A 15896-nucleotide genomic window follows, 5' to 3' on the forward strand; every position below is an offset into this window, starting at 1 on the left:
GCCGAGACGATCTCGCGGACGGTTTCCTGTGGGTCGGCGGCAACGCCGATGCCGGACATCACACACATCGCCGAAGCTCCGGCGCCAAATACCGCGGCGACGTCGGCCACCCCGAGCCCGCCGATCGCAGCCACTGGCACTCCGACCTCGCATATTGCGCGCAGCCCATCGAAGCCCAGCGGCTCGCGCGTCATCGTCTTGAGTGTCGTCGGGCGCACGGGCCCGGAGCCGATGTAGTCGGCCCCGAGCTCGCGGGCCTCGGCAGCAAGCTCCGGACTCCACGCCGTGATGCCGAGGAACGCGTCCCACGTCGGGCGCCACAAGGTGCGGCTCTCCAGGTCGCGTTGGCCCAGGTGCAGGCCGTCGGCGCGGACCTCCATCGCGACGTCGGCGTGGTCGTTCATCACGAAGGCGACGCCGCGGCAAGCGCAAAGCTCGCGGATCGCGCTGGCTATCGCGAGCAGGTCGGCACCGTGGCGGAGCTTGTCGCGGTATTGCACGACGCGCGCGCCGCCCTCGATCGCCGCAAGCGCGACATCGAGGTGTGTGCGCCCCAGCTCGGGGTGCTCGGAAGTCACGACGTAGAGGCCGCTCACGGGCGAGCCGGGGCCGGCGGCGCGTGTGGCGGTGCTCGGCGAGTCGCTCATCCCGCACCTCCCGCAAGCTCGGCGTCCCAATCCTTGTACGCAGGGTCGTAGCCTGCCGAGCGGATCGCGGCGAAGACCTCCTCGGCGGTTCTGTGGTCCTCGACGCTGAACTGCGCCTCGTTGGCGACCTCCTCCGGGTGCAGGTAGCCGCCCGGGCGCGTGCACGAACCCGCGCTCATCTGCGTGATGCCGAAGGGCAGTAGCGTGTCGCGTAGCGCCGAGGTCTCGCGGGTCGAGAGCACCAGGCCCGCGCGCGGCAGGAAGATGCGGGTCGCGCAGATCGCGAGCGCGAGCTGGCGGTCGGTAACGGGCGCGGCGGCGGCGAAACCGCCTTCGGCGTGGCGCAGGCGCGGGAAGGACACGGTGACGTGCGTGCGCCAATAGCGGCGCGAGAGCCAAGCCGCGTGCAGTGCCGCGCAGAAGATGTCGCGGCGGAAGTCCGCGAGCCCCAGCAGGCAGCCGATCCCGACCCGGCGCATCCCGGCGGCAGCCCCGCGCCCGGGCGCGAGCAGGCGGGCGTCGAAGTCACTCTTGCGGCCGGAGCGATGCAGCCTCGCGTAGGTCGCACGGTCGTAAGTTTCCTGGTAGAGCGTCAGCCCGTCGACCCCGGCGGCGACCATCGTGCGGTAGCCGTCCTCGGCCATCGGGAAGACCTCTATCGACACCGAGGCGAACATCGGACGCAGCAGCGCCACGATGCGGGCGAGCCGCGCCTCGTCAAGCGCGCGGGGCGACTCCCCGGTGAGCAGCAGCACATGCCGAAAGCCCCGGTCGCGCAGCACTTCGGCCTCGGCTACGGCCTGCTCGTCGGTGAGTGTGGCGCGGGGCACGCGGTTGGCGGCGCTGAAGCCGCAGTAAGCGCACTCGTTGTCGCACTCGTTCGAGAGGTAGAGCGGCGCGTAGAGCCCGATCGTCCTGCCGAAGTGCCGAAGCGTGGTCTCGCGGGCGCGCCCCCCGATCTCATCGAGCATCTGCTCGGCGGCGGGCGAGAGCAGCGCGGCGAGGTCGCGCTCGGTCAGGCGTTCAGTGGCAAGCGCGCGCCTGACGTCGGCGGGGGTCGCAGAGTCGATTATCGCGGCGGCGTTGGAGCGCTCGATGCGAGCAAGCTCATCGGCGAAGGTCACGATAGCCTCCCGAGGACGCCATCGAGCGGGCTGGATGCCACCGCCGAGTCCTGCTGCGAGCCCAGCCCGGCGAGGAAGCCCTCGCGCCCAGCGCGCACGGCTCCTGCGAAGGCGCGAGCCATGGCCGCCGGGTCGCCTGCGACCGCGATCGCGGTGTTCACGAGCACTGCGTCGGCACCGAGTTCGAGCGCTTCGGCGGCGTGCGACGGCGCGCCCAGGCCGGCGTCGACGATCACCGGCAGCGTGGCCTGCTCGACGATGATGCCCACGGCGTCGCGGGTGCGAAGGCCCTTGTTGGTGCCGATGGGAGCGCCGAGCGGCATCACCGCGGCGGCCCCGGCCTCCTCCAGGCGCTTGGCGAGCACCGGATCCGCGCCCATGTAGGGCAGCACGGTAAAGCCTTCGGCGGCGAGGATCTCGGTCGCGCGCAGGGTCTCGATGGGATCGGGCAGAAGATAATACGGATCAGGCGTGACTTCCAGCTTGATCCACGGCTCGCATCCCGCGGCGCGCGCGAGCCGGGCGAGTCGAACGGCCTCATCGGCGTTTTGCGCACCGCTCGTGTTGGGCAGCAGCAGGAAGCGCTCGCGGTCGATGTGCGCAAGCAGGTCATCAGCCGGATCGCCGAGGTCTACCCGCCGAAGTGCCACGGTCACGATTTCGGCACCGGAGGCTTCGATCGCGGCTCGCATGAGAGTCGGCGAGCCGAACTTGCCGGTCCCCAGCAGCAGCCGGGAGCCGAAGCTCCTGCCTGCGATGACGAGTGGATCCGCCGGGGTGCGTGCGGGCGTGTGCGTCGACATCATCGTTCAGCCCCCCGACACGAAGCGGACGACCTCGACCGAGTCGCCCTCGGCAAGTGCGGTCGCCGCAAGCTCGTCGCGCGCGAGAACGCGGCCGTTGAGCTCGAACGCGGTCCGCTCGGCGTCGATGCCGAGCGCGTCGAGCAGTTGGGCGGCTGAGATCGCCTCGGCGAACTCGCGCACGGCCCCGTTGACTGTCAGATTCATGATGGCTCCTTCACTGGACGGGATCCTCTCCGAGCAGCAGTCGCAAGACCGCATTGGCTTGATGGTGGGCGGCGATGCCGACCCGGGGGGCCATGAGCCCGTTGCCGACCTGCGCCGCCGAGGTGCCGTCGCCCACGACGAACAGGTCGCGCCCGGCTGCGCGGGTGCGAACGGCGTTGCCCGCCCCGAAGCCGGCGAGCCCCGAGGACGCGACCAGCGCCACGCCAGGGCGGGCCAGCCGGAACGCCTCGGCGAGCATCGCTTTCTGGCGCGCGTCGTCGAAGGCTTCGACCATCACATCCACCTCGCCGAAGAGCCCGGCGATGTTTTCCGGCGTGAGCCGGACGTGATGCGCGATGACCTCGACGGCCGGGTTGACTCGAGCGAGCGTGTGCGCGAGGGCGGTGACCTTCGGCTCGCCGATCTGGTCGACGAAGTACTGCTGCCGGTTGAGGTTGGAAGGCTCGACCACGTCGAAGTCGGCGATCACAAGCCGCCCGACCCCGGTGCGGGCAAGAGCCAGCGCCACCGATGACCCCAGGCCGCCGACGCCCGCGATCCCGACGGCCGCCGAGCGCACCTTAGCGTGGACTCCGGGCGTATGGCGGGCGACGAGCAGCGCTTCGAGCTCATCGGCAGATGGGATCTCGCCTCGGCGGATGAGCGTGAGGCGATCCTCGGCGGCGAGGATGTGGTCGGCGGGCACAGGAAAGCCGTTGACGATCAGGATGTCGGCGTCGGGCTTGGTGCGGTCGCGCGCGAGGGCGACGGTCGCCCCGTCGGGCAGGTGCACCGGCCTCTCGTTGATGTGGATCTGCATGCTGGTCTCGCTTCGACTCGTGATCGCGAGACCTCGCTGTAGAAAACAAAACCGCTCCTAAGAGCGGCGATGAAGTGGGACCTGAGGTGGTCCTTCTCCCTGCGCCGGCATTACCCGGAACGCGCTCGTTGCGCGTCTTTCAGGTTCGAACGGTAGGAAAGTCTCACTTTCCCTCTCAGCCGCTTACAGCAGCTCCCGCGATCGGTATTCAGTTGGGGGGATTATAGCATGCCGCTCACCCGGTCGCCACGGCCATGACCTTGCGGACCGCTTTGGCGGTATCGGCGATGTCGGCGTCACCGAGCGTGGGGTGCACCAGCAGCATCACCGAGGTCTCGCCCAACTCCCTGGCGACAGGCAGCCTCTCGGCAGGGCCGAACCCGGCCTCGGTGAACGCGCGCTCGAGGTAGATCTCGGGGCACGTGCCGCTGAAGCACGGCACTCCCTCGGCGGCGATGGCGGCGATCACGCGGTCGCGGTCCCATCCGGCGGCGAGCCGCTCGGGGCGGACGTACGCGTAGTACTTGTAGTAGGCGTGGAAGGACTCGGACCCCGGGATTGCCAGGCGCAGCCCTTCGAGGCCCGCGAATGCGTCGTCGAGCATACCCGCCGAGCGCCGGCGGCGCTCCACCCACGACTCGAGTTTGCGCATCGCGAGGGATCCGAGCGCTGCCTGCATCCCGGTCATGCGCCAGTTGGTGCCGAAGGAGTCGTGCAGCCAGCGGAATCCGGTGCTCCCAGCGGGTGCCGCAGCGCGGGATCGCGCACGCGACTTGCCGTGGTCCTTGAGCGACCAGGCGCGCTCGAACAGCTCCGCGTCGGACGTGATGAGCATCCCACCCTCGCCACCGGTGGTCACGATCTTGTCCTGGCAGAAGGAGAACGAGCCGAACGCCCCAAAGGTCCCCAACGGACGCCCTTTGTACCGCCCGCCCAGCGCCTGCGCGCAATCCTCGATGACCGCGATCCCCGCTGCCGAGGCAACCTCCATGATCGGATCCATGTCGCACGGCCAGCCTCCGAGGTGCACCACGATCACCGCGCGTGTCCTCGGCGAGAGCGCCGCCTCGATGGTCGCCGAGGTGACGTTGCCGCTTCCCGCATCGACATCGGCGATCACGGGCACGGCGCCGCGCGCCACAACAGCGCTGGCAGTCGCGATGAACGTGCGCGCTGGGACGACGACCTCGTCGCCCGCGCCGACTCCGAGCACGGCCAGGGCAGCTTCAAGCGTCACGGTGCCGTTCGCCATTGCGATCGCGTGCTCGACTCCGTGCGCTTCGGCGAACTCGGTCTCGAACGCAACGCCGTCGTCGCCGGTCCAGTAGTTGACGCGCCCGGAGCGAAGCACCCGCGATACCGCCTCGATGTCGAGCTCGTCGAAGGCGGGCCAGGGAGGCATCGGCTCGGTGCGGACGGGACGGCCGCCTTCGGCAGCTAGTACGGGATCGTGCTCAGCAGGCATTTTGGGTCTCCTCGGCATTGAGGTGTTGCCATCGTGCGTCACTATATCAGAGCTTGGCGAAGATGGTGGCGGCGGGTGAACCGAGGCGATTCTCCTGTAGGGTATTGCCTGTTCGCGGCAAGAAGGATGACAATCAGCTATTGCAGGCGATCGCCTGCCCAGTGTCTCTCGCCGAAGGAGTCCGGCTGCAAGTGGTAAAGCGCCTCATCGACATCGCGGCGTCAGCTGCAGGCCTTCTTCTACTCTCACCGCTGCTCGCGGTCGTAGCCCTGGTGAGCCGGGCGACTTTGGGACCGGGGGTACTCTTCATCCAGCCGCGCGTGGGCCAAGGTGGCCGCATCTTTCACATCTACAAGTTCCGTACGATGACCTTGGGCGATGCCCCATCCGCCGACCTTTCCTCCGACGAGCGGCGCCTCACCAGATGGGGGAGCTTCTTGCGTCAATGGAGCATCGATGAGCTGCCAGGACTCTTCAACGTCTTGCGGGGTGACATGAGCCTAGTGGGTCCTCGGCCGCTGCTCGTTGAGTACCTGCCGCTTTACACCGCCGAGCAAGCCAGACGCCACGAGGTACTGCCTGGGATTACAGGGTGGGCCCAGGTCAACGGCCGAAACGCGGTCTCGTGGGAGGAGAAGTTCCGCCTCGACGTCTGGTATGTGGACAACCGCTCACTCGCGTTGGACTTCAAGATCCTCGCGATGACCGCAGCGAAGGTCCTCAGGCGAGACGGAATCTCCCAGGTCGGGCACGCCACGACAGAACCCTTCCGAGGCTCCGTTCCAGGGGAGTCGCCTTCGCCCACATCGCCGGCGACGACACCTGCCGAACCCGCAAGGAAGGACCCGGATGCCGCAATCTGAATCAACTGGAGCGCCCGCAACGGACTGGCGACAAGACAAGTGGATGTGGCTTTCGATCGCGGTCGCATTGCTCCTTTGGGCATCCGCGTTCGCGGGGATAAAGGCGGGGCTGGAGTCGTATGGCCCGGGTGAACTCGCCCTGCTTCGGTTCGGGACGGCATCAGTAGTGCTGGCGGTGTACGCGGCAGCCATCAAGATGAGGCTTCCTGCCAAAGAGGACCTGCCGGTCATCTTCGCGGCCGGGTTCCTCGGCATCACGACGTATCATGTCGCGCTCAACATAGGGGAGCAGACGGTAACAGCTGGCGCAGCGGCTTTGCTGATCTCGATGAGTCCGGTGTTCACCGCCATCCTTTCGGCGTTCTTCCTCAAAGAGCGGTTCACGCGATGGGGCTGGCTTGGGCTGATGATCGCGTTTTCCGGCGTCGTCCTCATCACGCTGGGGGAAGGCGGCGGCGTGAAGCTCGATCCCAACGCCTTCGTGATCCTCCTGGCTGCAATGGCCACATCCTTGTACTTCATCGTCGCGAAGCGGCCGTTGCGCAAGTATTCGGCACTCGAGTTCACCACGTGGGCGATCTGGGCGGGGACGTTGCCGATGCTCGTCTTCGCGCCTGGACTCATCGCGCAAATCCCGAACGCCGAGTGGTCCGCCACGGGGGCCGGGCTGTTCATGGGAGTGTTCCCCGGGGCCATCGCCTACATGTTGTGGAATCGCGCGCTGTCCAGCATGCCGGCGAGCTTGCTGTCGACTTTTCTCTACTTCCAGCCGGTCAATGCGATCTGGATCGCATGGCTTTGGCTCGGCGAGATTCCCACATGGCTGGCGCTGACAGGGGGAGCGATCTCGCTGGCAGGAGTGGTGATAGTCAACATGTGGGGCGTCGATGACAAGCGACCGAGGACTACCTGATCCCCCAAAGCCCTCTGACCGTTGTCACCACCGTGTCGCACACCGCTCCGCGACCACCGTATATCTCGACCCGCGAAGGTCCCGGGGTCAGCTCGCGAAGCAACGAGGCGGTGCTCGGAGGCAGCGCAGAGGTTCGAGTTAGAAGCAGGCCGCCGTTGCGGGCACCCGCAGCCGCTCCGCCACCGAGTGCATCGGGGAAGTTGTCACCAGTCGCCAGGCCGACCACGTTGCTTGAGGTCCATCCGCGAGCCACCGCTTCGCGCAGCAGCGCCTCGGAGGTCGTGAATCGGCAGGCTCCCTGGATTCGCCTCCAGGTCACACCTCGTTGCGTGAGCACGTTGGTCACGGCCGACCCCACAGCACCCTGGCCACCAACCACGACCGCCGATGTCGCGCCTATCTCGGCAAGTGCGTTGGCGGTATGCTCGGGCATCGCGTTGGGTAGGACCAGCAGAATCGGCATGCCCTGCGAGTATGCGTAGGGAGCTGCCGAAAGGGCGTCGGCGAAGGCGTCACCGCGGGCGATAAAGACCTCGCCGCGATATTCCGATCCGGCCCGAGGTGCGGCGACCTCCCTGGCCACCAGCGCGGCGGTTTCGAACCTGTTCAGTCCGCCGATGCGGCGAACCTCACCGAATTCTGTGCGCAGCGCATTCTCAACACCGGAGGAGATTGCGCCGGTGCCGCCAACCAGGATGATGCTGCCCGCACCGAGTCGCCTGAGCTCCTGGAGGACCTCGGGCTCGACGACGGCCCCGACTCCACTCGTCAGCAGCAGCGGACTCTGATGGATGCTGGCCAGGCCCGAAGCCGAAAGAGCGTCAGCGAAGTTGCGCCCCGTGGCCATGACCACCGTGCGACTGGATCCCGGGGTGAATGTCCCCCGCGAGACCTGCACAGCGGTCGCGTAGCGGTTCGCACCTGCGATGCGAGCCACTGTTGGAGCCTGAGCAGCGGTGTTTCCATAGATCGCCCGGATGCCGGCTATGTCCCCGGCAGTCAGAGCGCGCCTTTGCGCACCGCGAGCTATCCGACCGAACATCGCTTTCTGCGTATCGGCGGTTCCGTAGAGATCATCGAGCGAGAGCCAGTGACCGAACTCGTGGAGCGCTACGGAGTGTATGTCGAAGGTTCCGCCGCTACCGTCACCCCACGCGAAATCGCTGGAGAAGATGATGTCGGCCTCAACCATGTCGTTCAATCCATCGCCGTTGTTGTCTGTATCGCGGAAGAACGAGAGACTCGCGATAGCCAGGTGACCGTTTGCACCGGTGCTTCCCCACCAGACCTCGTTCACTCTGTTTCCGCGCTGCGGTGCGGCTACCGCAGATGACTGCGAGAACGCAAAGTTCGCAAGGCCGTTCCAGGCGATTGCGCCGTTGCGGACCATCGTCTGCCATCCGGCTGGAGCCGCCGAGGAGATGCTGAACGGGACGGTCCGTGTAGTCCATGCCATCCCATTGAGCGAGTAGGGAATCGTGATGTTGACCGGAGTCGAGAGGGTGCCTGCCGAGGTCCTCACCCTGACCGGACCGGAGCTGACAGCATCCGGAACCTCGACCTCTACCGATGTTGCGGTCCAGCGGACTATGCGACCCGAGTTGTTGGTCGAGCTACCGTGCGAGAACTCGACGCGCCCGGGTGTCGTGCCGAAGCCAGAGCCCGTTATGATCACCGTTGCCCCGGCCCCACCAGGGACCGACGAAGGCGATACCGCAGAAACGCTGGCGGCACTCAGTGCACCGACGCTACTTTGGGCCGCAGCGGTGGTAGCGGGAGCGGGCGCATCGGCAGCTTCAAGGCCTCTAGCGGCTGCTGCAAGGCGCTGTGTGAATGCAGCGAGCGTTTCACCGGTCTCAAGCACCATGTCGGCATGTACGCCGAAGCGGCCCTGGGAACCACCGACGACCCTACCAGAGCCATCGAGGAACAGGATCACTCTATCGCCGACTCCGAACATCGGCTGGCCGGTAACATGCTGCACGAAGTCGCCCACGACGCCACCAGGGATGGTGATCAGGTGGTCATCCGAACTCTGTCCATGTAGCGTGCGCACAACGGTCAGCCGGACATCAGTGACCGGATTCCCCGAGAGATCCAAGCGCGATTGGACGGATGTCGTATCCGCAAGAACGACAGCACTTGACTCCTGGACGAGGTCGCGGAAGGTCAAAGGCTCGAGCATCGCTTGCGCGTTGCCAGGGGCGACAAGTGCGGTCAGGACGGCTAAACTCAGAAGGGCTATGAACACCAGGCCGCTTGTTGTGCGGCGCATGTCGGTCTCGGTTATTGACGGTTGGATTATCATTGTGAAGGCTTTCTTTTCTGGGCTTTTCAATGTGGTTATCGGCACTGCAGGTATCAGGGATGAGTGACTATTCGATGAACGGAAGTAAAAGGCCCAGACCCTATAGCTTGGGCGAGGAGATAGCGAACAGCATCAGCCACGGTCTAGGTGTGGCTTTAGGGATTGCAGCGCTGACGCTGCTAGTCGTATTTGCTGCTCAGGGCGGCGATGGATGGCAACTTGGTGCTGCGATCACCTATGGGGTCACTTTGGTCATCGGCTACCTGGCTTCAACCCTGTATCACAGCTTTCCATGGCCGAGGATCAAGCATCTGTTCAAGATCTTCGATCACTCAGCGATCTACCTGTTGATCGCGGGCACGTATACGCCATTCACGCTGGTCACCCTTAGGTATGAGGGCGGGTGGTGGCTCTTTGGAGCCACATGGGCGATGGCGATAGCGGGGATAGTGGTTTCGGTGATTTGGGTTCACAGGCCCGCATGGATCTCGGTGACTATATATATGGCGATGGGCTGGACGGCGGTGTTCGCCATAGAGCCACTCTACCGAATACTGGCCCCAGCAGGGTTCTGGTTACTGGTTGCGGGAGGATTGGCGTATTCGTTCGGCACGGTGTTTTATGTCCTGAAGCGGATTCCCTACACGCATACCATCTGGCATGTATTCGTCCTCGCTGGAAGCGTGTGTCATTTCTTGGCGATTCTGCTGTTCGTCCTCTGAGGTCGCGCGCCTTGGTCCTTTCGGCCACCTCTGTAGTCCCGCTAAGCGCGTATTAGGCCCGCTCAGCCCCCTCAACTACCGCTCGACTTCGTTTATGGCCCATTTGATTCTCGGCATCTCTAATCGCGCAGCGAGGGTGTCGATAATCTTGGTGGTTATGATGTCGTTTCGAGAGGTAGCTTAGGCATGCTAAGTTCTCGCGCTGCTGTGTTGGGCGCGAAGTTCAGGCTTGAACATTTTCGGTCGAGGGCGGGGCTGCTGGTGGCTCTTGTCGCTCTTTGCCTTCCCATTTTTGTGCCACAGGCGGCGGTTGCGCGGACGGATGGGGCCGGGCACATAGCATTGTTCACCAACCCTGCCCTTCCGGATGCGGTGCTGGGATGGAGCCGAAGTCCAAAGACAATCAGGTTGGTTCCACTCTCTCCTGGAATCCTCTACTACACCTGGGACGACAAGTTCGCTCCGTGGCAGCGGGTCCGCGGACCAATCCTTGCCCCTGAAGGCGGAAGGATCCTGCACGTGAGGCTCGTAGAGGCACCAGGCGTACTTATGGACGCCGCCGCATTCCCGATCCGAGTCGACTATGGGCTGACGCCAGCGCCGCGGAGCGCCTCGACAGTGCCGGTGACCGCAGCGGGGAGTGTTACGGTTCGGGTCACCGTGAACCCAGTGGCGGGTCCTAGAATCGTGCGGCTAGGTGGTGCCGATCGCTATGAGACGGCAGCCATCGCTTCGGCGCATAATTTCCCGCAAGCTCGTACGGTTGTATTGGCGACAGGGACAGGTTTCGCAGATGCCTTATCGGCTTCGGGGCTGGCAGGGGTGAATTCGGGTCCTGTGCTTTTGACGCGCCCAAATGCTCTGCCGGCATCAACTAGAGCGGAGATTTTGCGTCTAGGCGCTTCGGAAGTGATTATCGTGGGCGGAACTGGTGCCGTTCACACCGGAGTCGCAGACACGGTTCGCGGATTGGGCGTCACTGTGAGACGCATCGGAGGAGTGGATCGGTACGAGACCTCGACCATGATTGCCTCGGAGGTCTTGACTCGGCGAAGCGGCGCACCCTTTGGCGGGCAGATATTCTTCGCGCGCGGAGACCTTTTTGCCGACGCTGTTTCGCTGGGCCCGTTGGCATATTCGAGTCGTACGCCCATCGTCTTGGTGCGACCGGGCAGTGTCCCTGCGACAGCGCGTGCTTTCCTGGCGCGCAACGCTTTCTCAGCGGGACTCGTTGCAGGAGGTGTTGGTGCCGTCAGCGAAGGAGTATTCAGCGAACTGCGCAGAAGCATCCCTGGTCTGACGAGGGCAGCAGGGCTGACGCGATACGACACCGCAGTGATAGTGGTTTCGTGGGGCGCGGCAAGAGGAATAGTAGAGTATACGACCGTGGGTGTTGCTACAGGCGAGGACTTCGCCGATGCGCTTACGGGCGGGGTTGCGGTTGGCGCTACCCGAGGAGTGATTCTGCTCTCAACTAGAGCGGATCTCCATAGAAGTGCGGATATCGCAATACGAGGAGCTTACCGTGACATCAGGGAGATTCAAATATTCGGGGGCACAGGCGCCCTCAGTATGGAAGTACAGCGCCCCCTGTCGGCTATGAGTCGATGATGATGTCAGAGGGTCGTGTCAGAATGTCCTGTGGCTTCAACTAGTTCGATAGAGAATGTGAGGTTCTGGCCCGCTAGAGGATGGTTGAAATCTAGGGTAACCAGCTCGTCGTCGACAGCGGATATCGTAGCGGCGAGGGGCTGATCGTCTGGGCCGACGAAATGGGCAATCGCCCCCACTTGGGGGGGCTCGAGAAAGGCTGATGCGGGAACAGTTTGAGTTGCTTCGGCGTGATGAGGCCCGTAGGACTCTTCGGCAGGAAGGGTGATGATGGTGGAGGAACCGATTTCGAGCTGGGCGACAGCGTGTTCGAAACCTGGCAGCACTTCATTGGCTCCCAGGGTGAATTCCAGCGGCTCTCGGTCTCGGCTACAGTCGAACTGACTTCCGTCGTCGAGGGTGCCGGTGTAGTGGACCTTGACCTTGACACCGCTGGGAAGGCTCATGAGCGCTCACTTTCGAAAGTTAGGAGGTACGAAAACAATTTAGGAACAATTACTATTTGATGTGTTGAGCAAGCAGCTGATATTGTATTCTTTTGTGGGTTATATTGCTAACGGGATCGATCGGCGGGGAGAATTGCTGAACCATATATTCAGGCAGTGGGCGTGCCCGATGAACGCACTATCACTGACGGCCGAAGATGGTGGCGAGCATGCACGATCTTGAGTGGGTGCTGGGACCTTCTGTAATCAAGTTCGTTGAACGCCATGTCAGGTCGCTCCTGAGTTGGGACATCCTTGTGTTTTTCCATAGGAACCCCGATGCGGTATTGGATATGAATGCGCTTGCATCGAGGCTGGGGCGCAGGGTCGATGAGCTTGAGCCGGAAGTCGTCTTGCTTTGCGACGACGGTATCATCCAGTGCGCTGGGGGGCTGTTGCGATGGCGACCTAGTCCAGAGATGCGAGCTTTGGCCGAAGCCTTCGTCGAGGCTTGTCAGGACCGTAGTCGCAGGCTTGCTCTGATTGCACTGGTGCTTCACAAAGTGACACCTCGGCAGGACTGACTGAATACAAGCTCGCAATCGGTGTCAGCCGAGCCGACTCAGGCTACAGGTGATCGCCCACCGTAAGTGCCAGGCTTTCAGGATCGACGACCTCAACGATCGTGACGGCACCCTCGGCCAGCGCGGTTTCTACAGGTTCCTGAAGCTTCAATCCCCTTGAATCATAGATCACCCTGACTACCGGGCGCAGGGAGTCGGCCCCGGTTTCGCTCACGATTCCCACGGAGTGGTCGGAGAGCCTTACCACGCATCCTATTGGGAAGACCCCCATCGCTTTGGCGAACAGTCGGACGAAAAGGGGGTCGAAGAGCGTTCCACTCTCAGCGAGTATCACCTGGATGGCCCTATCAGGCGTGAGTTGAGGGGTTTCACTCGACCCGCCGGTCAGATTTGCATAGCGATTCGCTATGGCGACAATCCTGCTGAATGGATGGGTGATGTAGTTCGCATCGCGAGCTGGAAATCCGCCTCCGTCCACACTCATGTGGTGCTCAAAAGCGACCAGCATCAGAGTGGGGTCTTTTTCAGACTTCCTGGACAGGATATCGGCTCCGACTTGTGGATGTAGCAGATACATCGCCCTTAGCTGGGATGGGTCGTCGACTTTCATGTCGGACTTGCCCACATCATGGAGCAACGCCGAGACGCCCAGTGACGAGAGTCCCTCCTCGGGCAATCCGAGTGCCGCTCCTAGAGCCAGCGAGTAAATCATCACGTTCACTGAATGGTGCATGAGATTTGCGTTGCCGCCACCTGCCGCGGCGATGGCCAGCGTCGCGGCGGTATTTTCTAGCAGCCTGGCGGTCACGTCTGCAACGGTTCGATCGAGCTCGCTCACGTCCGGCATCGTGTGTGAAGCAAAACTGGCGTTCGCTGAGGATAGTTGAGCCACCATTCGGCTGCGAAGTTCAAGATTGCGTTCCCGGATCATATTGCGCTCGACCTGGCCCAGATCACCCTCGCCAGCGAGGAACGCCAGGTTGACCCTGGTTGCTCCTCGGACCACCAGTTCGTTCTCAATGTCGAGATCCGGCGACGGGCGCAAGCCCAAAACCTCTACCAGGGCGATTGCATCCTTCGAGTCGAATCCGGGATGCAACGAGAGACTCTCGATCTTGCGTTGTTCGAATGCCTCAATGATAGAGGCGACCCCGTGAGTGTCGTCCGAGACCATCGTGCTCTCGTGGTAGAGGTGTCCCTGGTGCAGGTTGAGCGTGACGGGCGTGTCTACGATTGCCCGGCTGACCGCAGCAACGACGGCATCGATTGCAGTCATGAAGGCCGGATGTGTTTGCGGGTAGAGCTGAGCGGCCTTCCTGCCGGATGCCAGCACTCCTACCAAGTCAACTGCGAGGTTCACATCGGGCCTCCTGCACTCGCATGTTTGGCAATAGCCTGCCTGACAAGCTCCTGGACTTCAGCATGGTGACCGCGCTTGATCAGTGTTTTTCGGCGAGAAATCTGGTTGAGGACTTCTGTAGCCTCCGGGAACCGAAGCTTGCCCAGTGCACCGATGATCTCGCGCGCCATCGGGAAGTCCCTGGTGTCAACGTCGAGTGCCTTGAGCCGAGATGCAAGCTGAAGTGCCGCTCGCGGAGAAGCGCTGTTTCCCAGAGCTTGAACAGCCGCGAGGCTCACCTGCAGGTCTGGATCGGCTACAAGATCAGCGAGCATGCCAATGCTGGATTCGGTGTTTGCAGCTGCAAGACCGGTCACGACCTCTCGGCGGGTTTGTGCGTCGGGACGGGCCATCAACTGGTCGATCGCTTGGATGGACCGAGGGCCGAGGTCCTCGGCGAGGCGCTGCACGACCGGGGCGACCTGGAACCACTGCAGAGCGGACACGGATGCAGCCAGAAGATCGAGGACCCTCCTGCCGAGAATGGACTCGGCGGCGGCAATCCCGGGAGCCTTGAGTGCGATTGCGGCTCCGATGAGGGTCGAGTCGGCGGAGCCTTCTGCGAGGCGTGTCATCTCGCGGGCGCCGTGGTGGTTTTCCTCGCTCGCAATGACGGAGTTGAGCAATGCGGACATCGCTTGTTCCGAGAAGGCATGTGCGATGGCGTCGCGAATTCGGTCGTTGAGGTCGGGCCAGGGATGAGTCGTCCGAGTCGCCCGAACCCCGAGCTCTCTAACCACGCGTACGGCAAGATCAAGCTTTCCGTCCTCAATCAAGCTCGGGATTAGTGCAGCGAGACCCCGTAGGTCCTCGCAATACAGCGCATAATCCGTCTGTTGATCGAGCAGCGTGAGCATCGTCGTTATGCCCGAGCCGAAGCGCCCCCGTGCTGATTCGAGGGTCTTTTCGCGAGCCGCTGAAAGCTCGTCGTCACCGATGCGCGCGGCCTCTGCAACCCGATGGTACGCAGCATCCGCCTCGGTCAGGGCGAGCTCGGGCTCCGGGCGCGACCGAGCTTCCATCATGTGTGAGAGAAAGCCGCGCTCTTTCTCGGAGACTGAGCCGTCTGCGAGAATCTGTTGGACGGCCCCAAAGACTTCCTCCGAGCGATCTTCCAGCGGCAAGTTCGCCAAGGCGTTGGAGAGGGAGAGCATGTTCTGACCGTACAGTCCGGAGGTAAGGGCCCCGGCCAGGTCGACATCTGCAAGGTGACTCAGCACTCCGCCGACTAGGTCACGATTGGCGCCGGCCTCTAGGCCCAGGCCCAGAAGCATGTCCTTGCCCTCCGCGGGCTGTAATTGGAATGCAGCAGCCAGGTTCTGCCGAAGGGTCGTCCCACTGACTCCCTGTGCAGCACCATTCAGCTCCTGCAGCCCTTCGGCGAAGGCAATCGATCCGCTCGAGGCGGCGGCCAGCATCCAGGTGGCCAGTCGGTCCGGATCGTCGGCCAGTTTGCGGAGGAAGTCCTCGTCACTTGCGTCGGCAACAAGCGACACATCCTCCACGACCGTCAGCCGGACCTCGGAGGCACGGATGTTTTGGGAGCCCGAGGTCACTAGCGAGGCACCGAGGCCGCCTTCGGCACGCACTTCGGCCGGATCGCGCTCCAGCAGGGAGAGCAGGGCAATCAGCTCCTCTGCGGTGCACCCTGGCAAGATGTCGAGCTCAGCGATGTCGTGGGAGCGCAGCGAAGCCGCGATGTCTTTGGCGCCAGGCACGCTCACGGCGATGGGCTCGCCTCGGTAGTCGAGACCGTCGCGGGAGACCGCGAGAGACAGGATGGTGGCGGCTTCGAAGAAGCGGGTCAGCGCCGCCGAGGCACTCTCAATCGACTGCCGGGGAATAGGGCTCGACGGCGGGTAGAGACGCAGGACCTTACTGGCCGCCGCAATCCCGCGCACCACGTCGTCAAGCACTCGGTGTGTGTCTTGATCCATTTTTCCGCCCAAGGCCGGTGCTTCGAGTCAGCGTAAATCTATCACATCGATGCCTCTTTCATCGGCTA

The 15896-nt window shown here is 63.5% G+C and carries 15 protein-coding genes and 1 riboswitch; of the genes, 5 read left to right on the forward strand and 10 right to left on the reverse strand.

Features of this window, described 5'->3' with window-relative positions:
• The 6 genes from thiE to M1617_07855 all read right to left on the reverse strand — a co-directional run.
• On the reverse strand, window positions 1–578 hold a 578-nt coding region (gene thiE / locus M1617_07830; GenBank protein ID MCL5888177.1), incomplete at its 3' end, for a thiamine phosphate synthase.
• A 65-nt stretch (window positions 579–643) separates the two neighbouring features.
• The gene (gene thiH / locus M1617_07835) at window positions 644–1771 is read right to left on the reverse strand and encodes a 2-iminoacetate synthase ThiH (protein MCL5888178.1); all 1128 of its coding nucleotides are present in this window, start codon (window positions 1769–1771) and stop codon (window positions 644–646) included.
• On the reverse strand, window positions 1768–2574 hold the full coding sequence (locus M1617_07840; GenBank protein MCL5888179.1) for a thiazole synthase: 807 nt from the start codon (window positions 2572–2574) through the stop codon (window positions 1768–1770). Before M1617_07840 ends, thiH begins: the two co-directional genes overlap by 4 nt.
• A gap of 6 nt (window positions 2575–2580) precedes the next feature.
• Window positions 2581–2781 (reverse strand): sulfur carrier protein ThiS, encoded by a 201-nt coding sequence (thiS, locus tag M1617_07845; GenBank protein MCL5888180.1) that lies wholly within the window; start codon window positions 2779–2781, stop codon window positions 2581–2583.
• Window positions 2782–2791: 10 nt separating this feature from the next.
• Window positions 2792–3601 (reverse strand): sulfur carrier protein ThiS adenylyltransferase ThiF, encoded by an 810-nt coding sequence (thiF, locus tag M1617_07850; protein ID MCL5888181.1) that lies wholly within the window; start codon window positions 3599–3601, stop codon window positions 2792–2794.
• 79 nt (window positions 3602–3680) lie between these two features.
• Window positions 3681–3810, reverse strand: a riboswitch (TPP riboswitch).
• A gap of 26 nt (window positions 3811–3836) precedes the next feature.
• The gene (locus tag M1617_07855; GenBank protein ID MCL5888182.1) at window positions 3837–5066 is read right to left on the reverse strand and encodes a DegT/DnrJ/EryC1/StrS aminotransferase family protein; all 1230 of its coding nucleotides are present in this window, start codon (window positions 5064–5066) and stop codon (window positions 3837–3839) included.
• A 185-nt stretch (window positions 5067–5251) separates the two neighbouring features.
• Between M1617_07855 and M1617_07860 the strand changes: the two genes are divergently transcribed.
• Together M1617_07860 and M1617_07865 are read left to right on the forward strand one after the other, a co-directional pair.
• Window positions 5252–5929, forward strand: a complete 678-nt coding sequence (locus M1617_07860) for a sugar transferase (protein ID MCL5888183.1) — start codon at window positions 5252–5254, stop codon at window positions 5927–5929.
• Between the two features lie 43 nt (window positions 5930–5972).
• On the forward strand, window positions 5973–6842 hold the full coding sequence (locus tag M1617_07865; protein MCL5888184.1) for a DMT family transporter: 870 nt from the start codon (window positions 5973–5975) through the stop codon (window positions 6840–6842).
• Here the strand turns inward: M1617_07865 and M1617_07870 are convergent.
• The gene (locus M1617_07870) at window positions 6835–9150 is read right to left on the reverse strand and encodes a cell wall-binding repeat-containing protein (protein MCL5888185.1); all 2316 of its coding nucleotides are present in this window, start codon (window positions 9148–9150) and stop codon (window positions 6835–6837) included. The two genes, M1617_07865 and M1617_07870, sit on opposite strands and share 8 nt — an antisense overlap.
• 74 nt (window positions 9151–9224) lie before the next feature.
• Here M1617_07870 and M1617_07875 point away from each other — a divergent pair, with 74 nt between their 5' ends.
• The gene (locus M1617_07875) at window positions 9225–9872 is read left to right on the forward strand and encodes a hemolysin III family protein (GenBank protein ID MCL5888186.1); all 648 of its coding nucleotides are present in this window, start codon (window positions 9225–9227) and stop codon (window positions 9870–9872) included.
• 186 nt (window positions 9873–10058) lie between these two features.
• Window positions 10059–11483 (forward strand): cell wall-binding repeat-containing protein, encoded by a 1425-nt coding sequence (locus M1617_07880; GenBank protein ID MCL5888187.1) that lies wholly within the window; start codon window positions 10059–10061, stop codon window positions 11481–11483.
• 5 nt (window positions 11484–11488) lie between these two features.
• Here the strand turns inward: M1617_07880 and M1617_07885 are convergent, their stop codons facing one another.
• Window positions 11489–11929, reverse strand: a complete 441-nt coding sequence (locus M1617_07885) for an FKBP-type peptidyl-prolyl cis-trans isomerase (protein MCL5888188.1) — start codon at window positions 11927–11929, stop codon at window positions 11489–11491.
• 209 nt (window positions 11930–12138) lie between these two features.
• Between M1617_07885 and M1617_07890 the strand changes: the two genes are divergently transcribed.
• Window positions 12139–12492: a hypothetical protein gene (locus M1617_07890; GenBank protein ID MCL5888189.1), complete on the forward strand. Its 354-nt coding sequence runs from the start codon at window positions 12139–12141 to the stop codon at window positions 12490–12492.
• 43 nt (window positions 12493–12535) lie between these two features.
• Here M1617_07890 and M1617_07895 read toward each other — a convergent pair whose 3' ends face one another.
• Together M1617_07895 and M1617_07900 are read right to left on the reverse strand one after the other, a co-directional pair.
• Window positions 12536–13852 carry an HD domain-containing protein gene (locus M1617_07895; protein MCL5888190.1) on the reverse strand — a complete coding sequence of 439 codons (1317 nt, stop codon included), beginning with the start codon at window positions 13850–13852 and terminating at the stop codon, window positions 12536–12538.
• Window positions 13849–15828, reverse strand: a complete 1980-nt coding sequence (locus tag M1617_07900) for a HEAT repeat domain-containing protein (GenBank protein ID MCL5888191.1) — start codon at window positions 15826–15828, stop codon at window positions 13849–13851. Before M1617_07900 ends, M1617_07895 begins: the two co-directional genes overlap by 4 nt.
• Window positions 15829–15896: the final 68 nt, after the last annotated feature.

The organism is Actinomycetota bacterium (assembly GCA_023488435.1).
Classification (GTDB): Bacteria; Actinomycetota; Coriobacteriia; order Anaerosomatales; family UBA912; genus UBA912.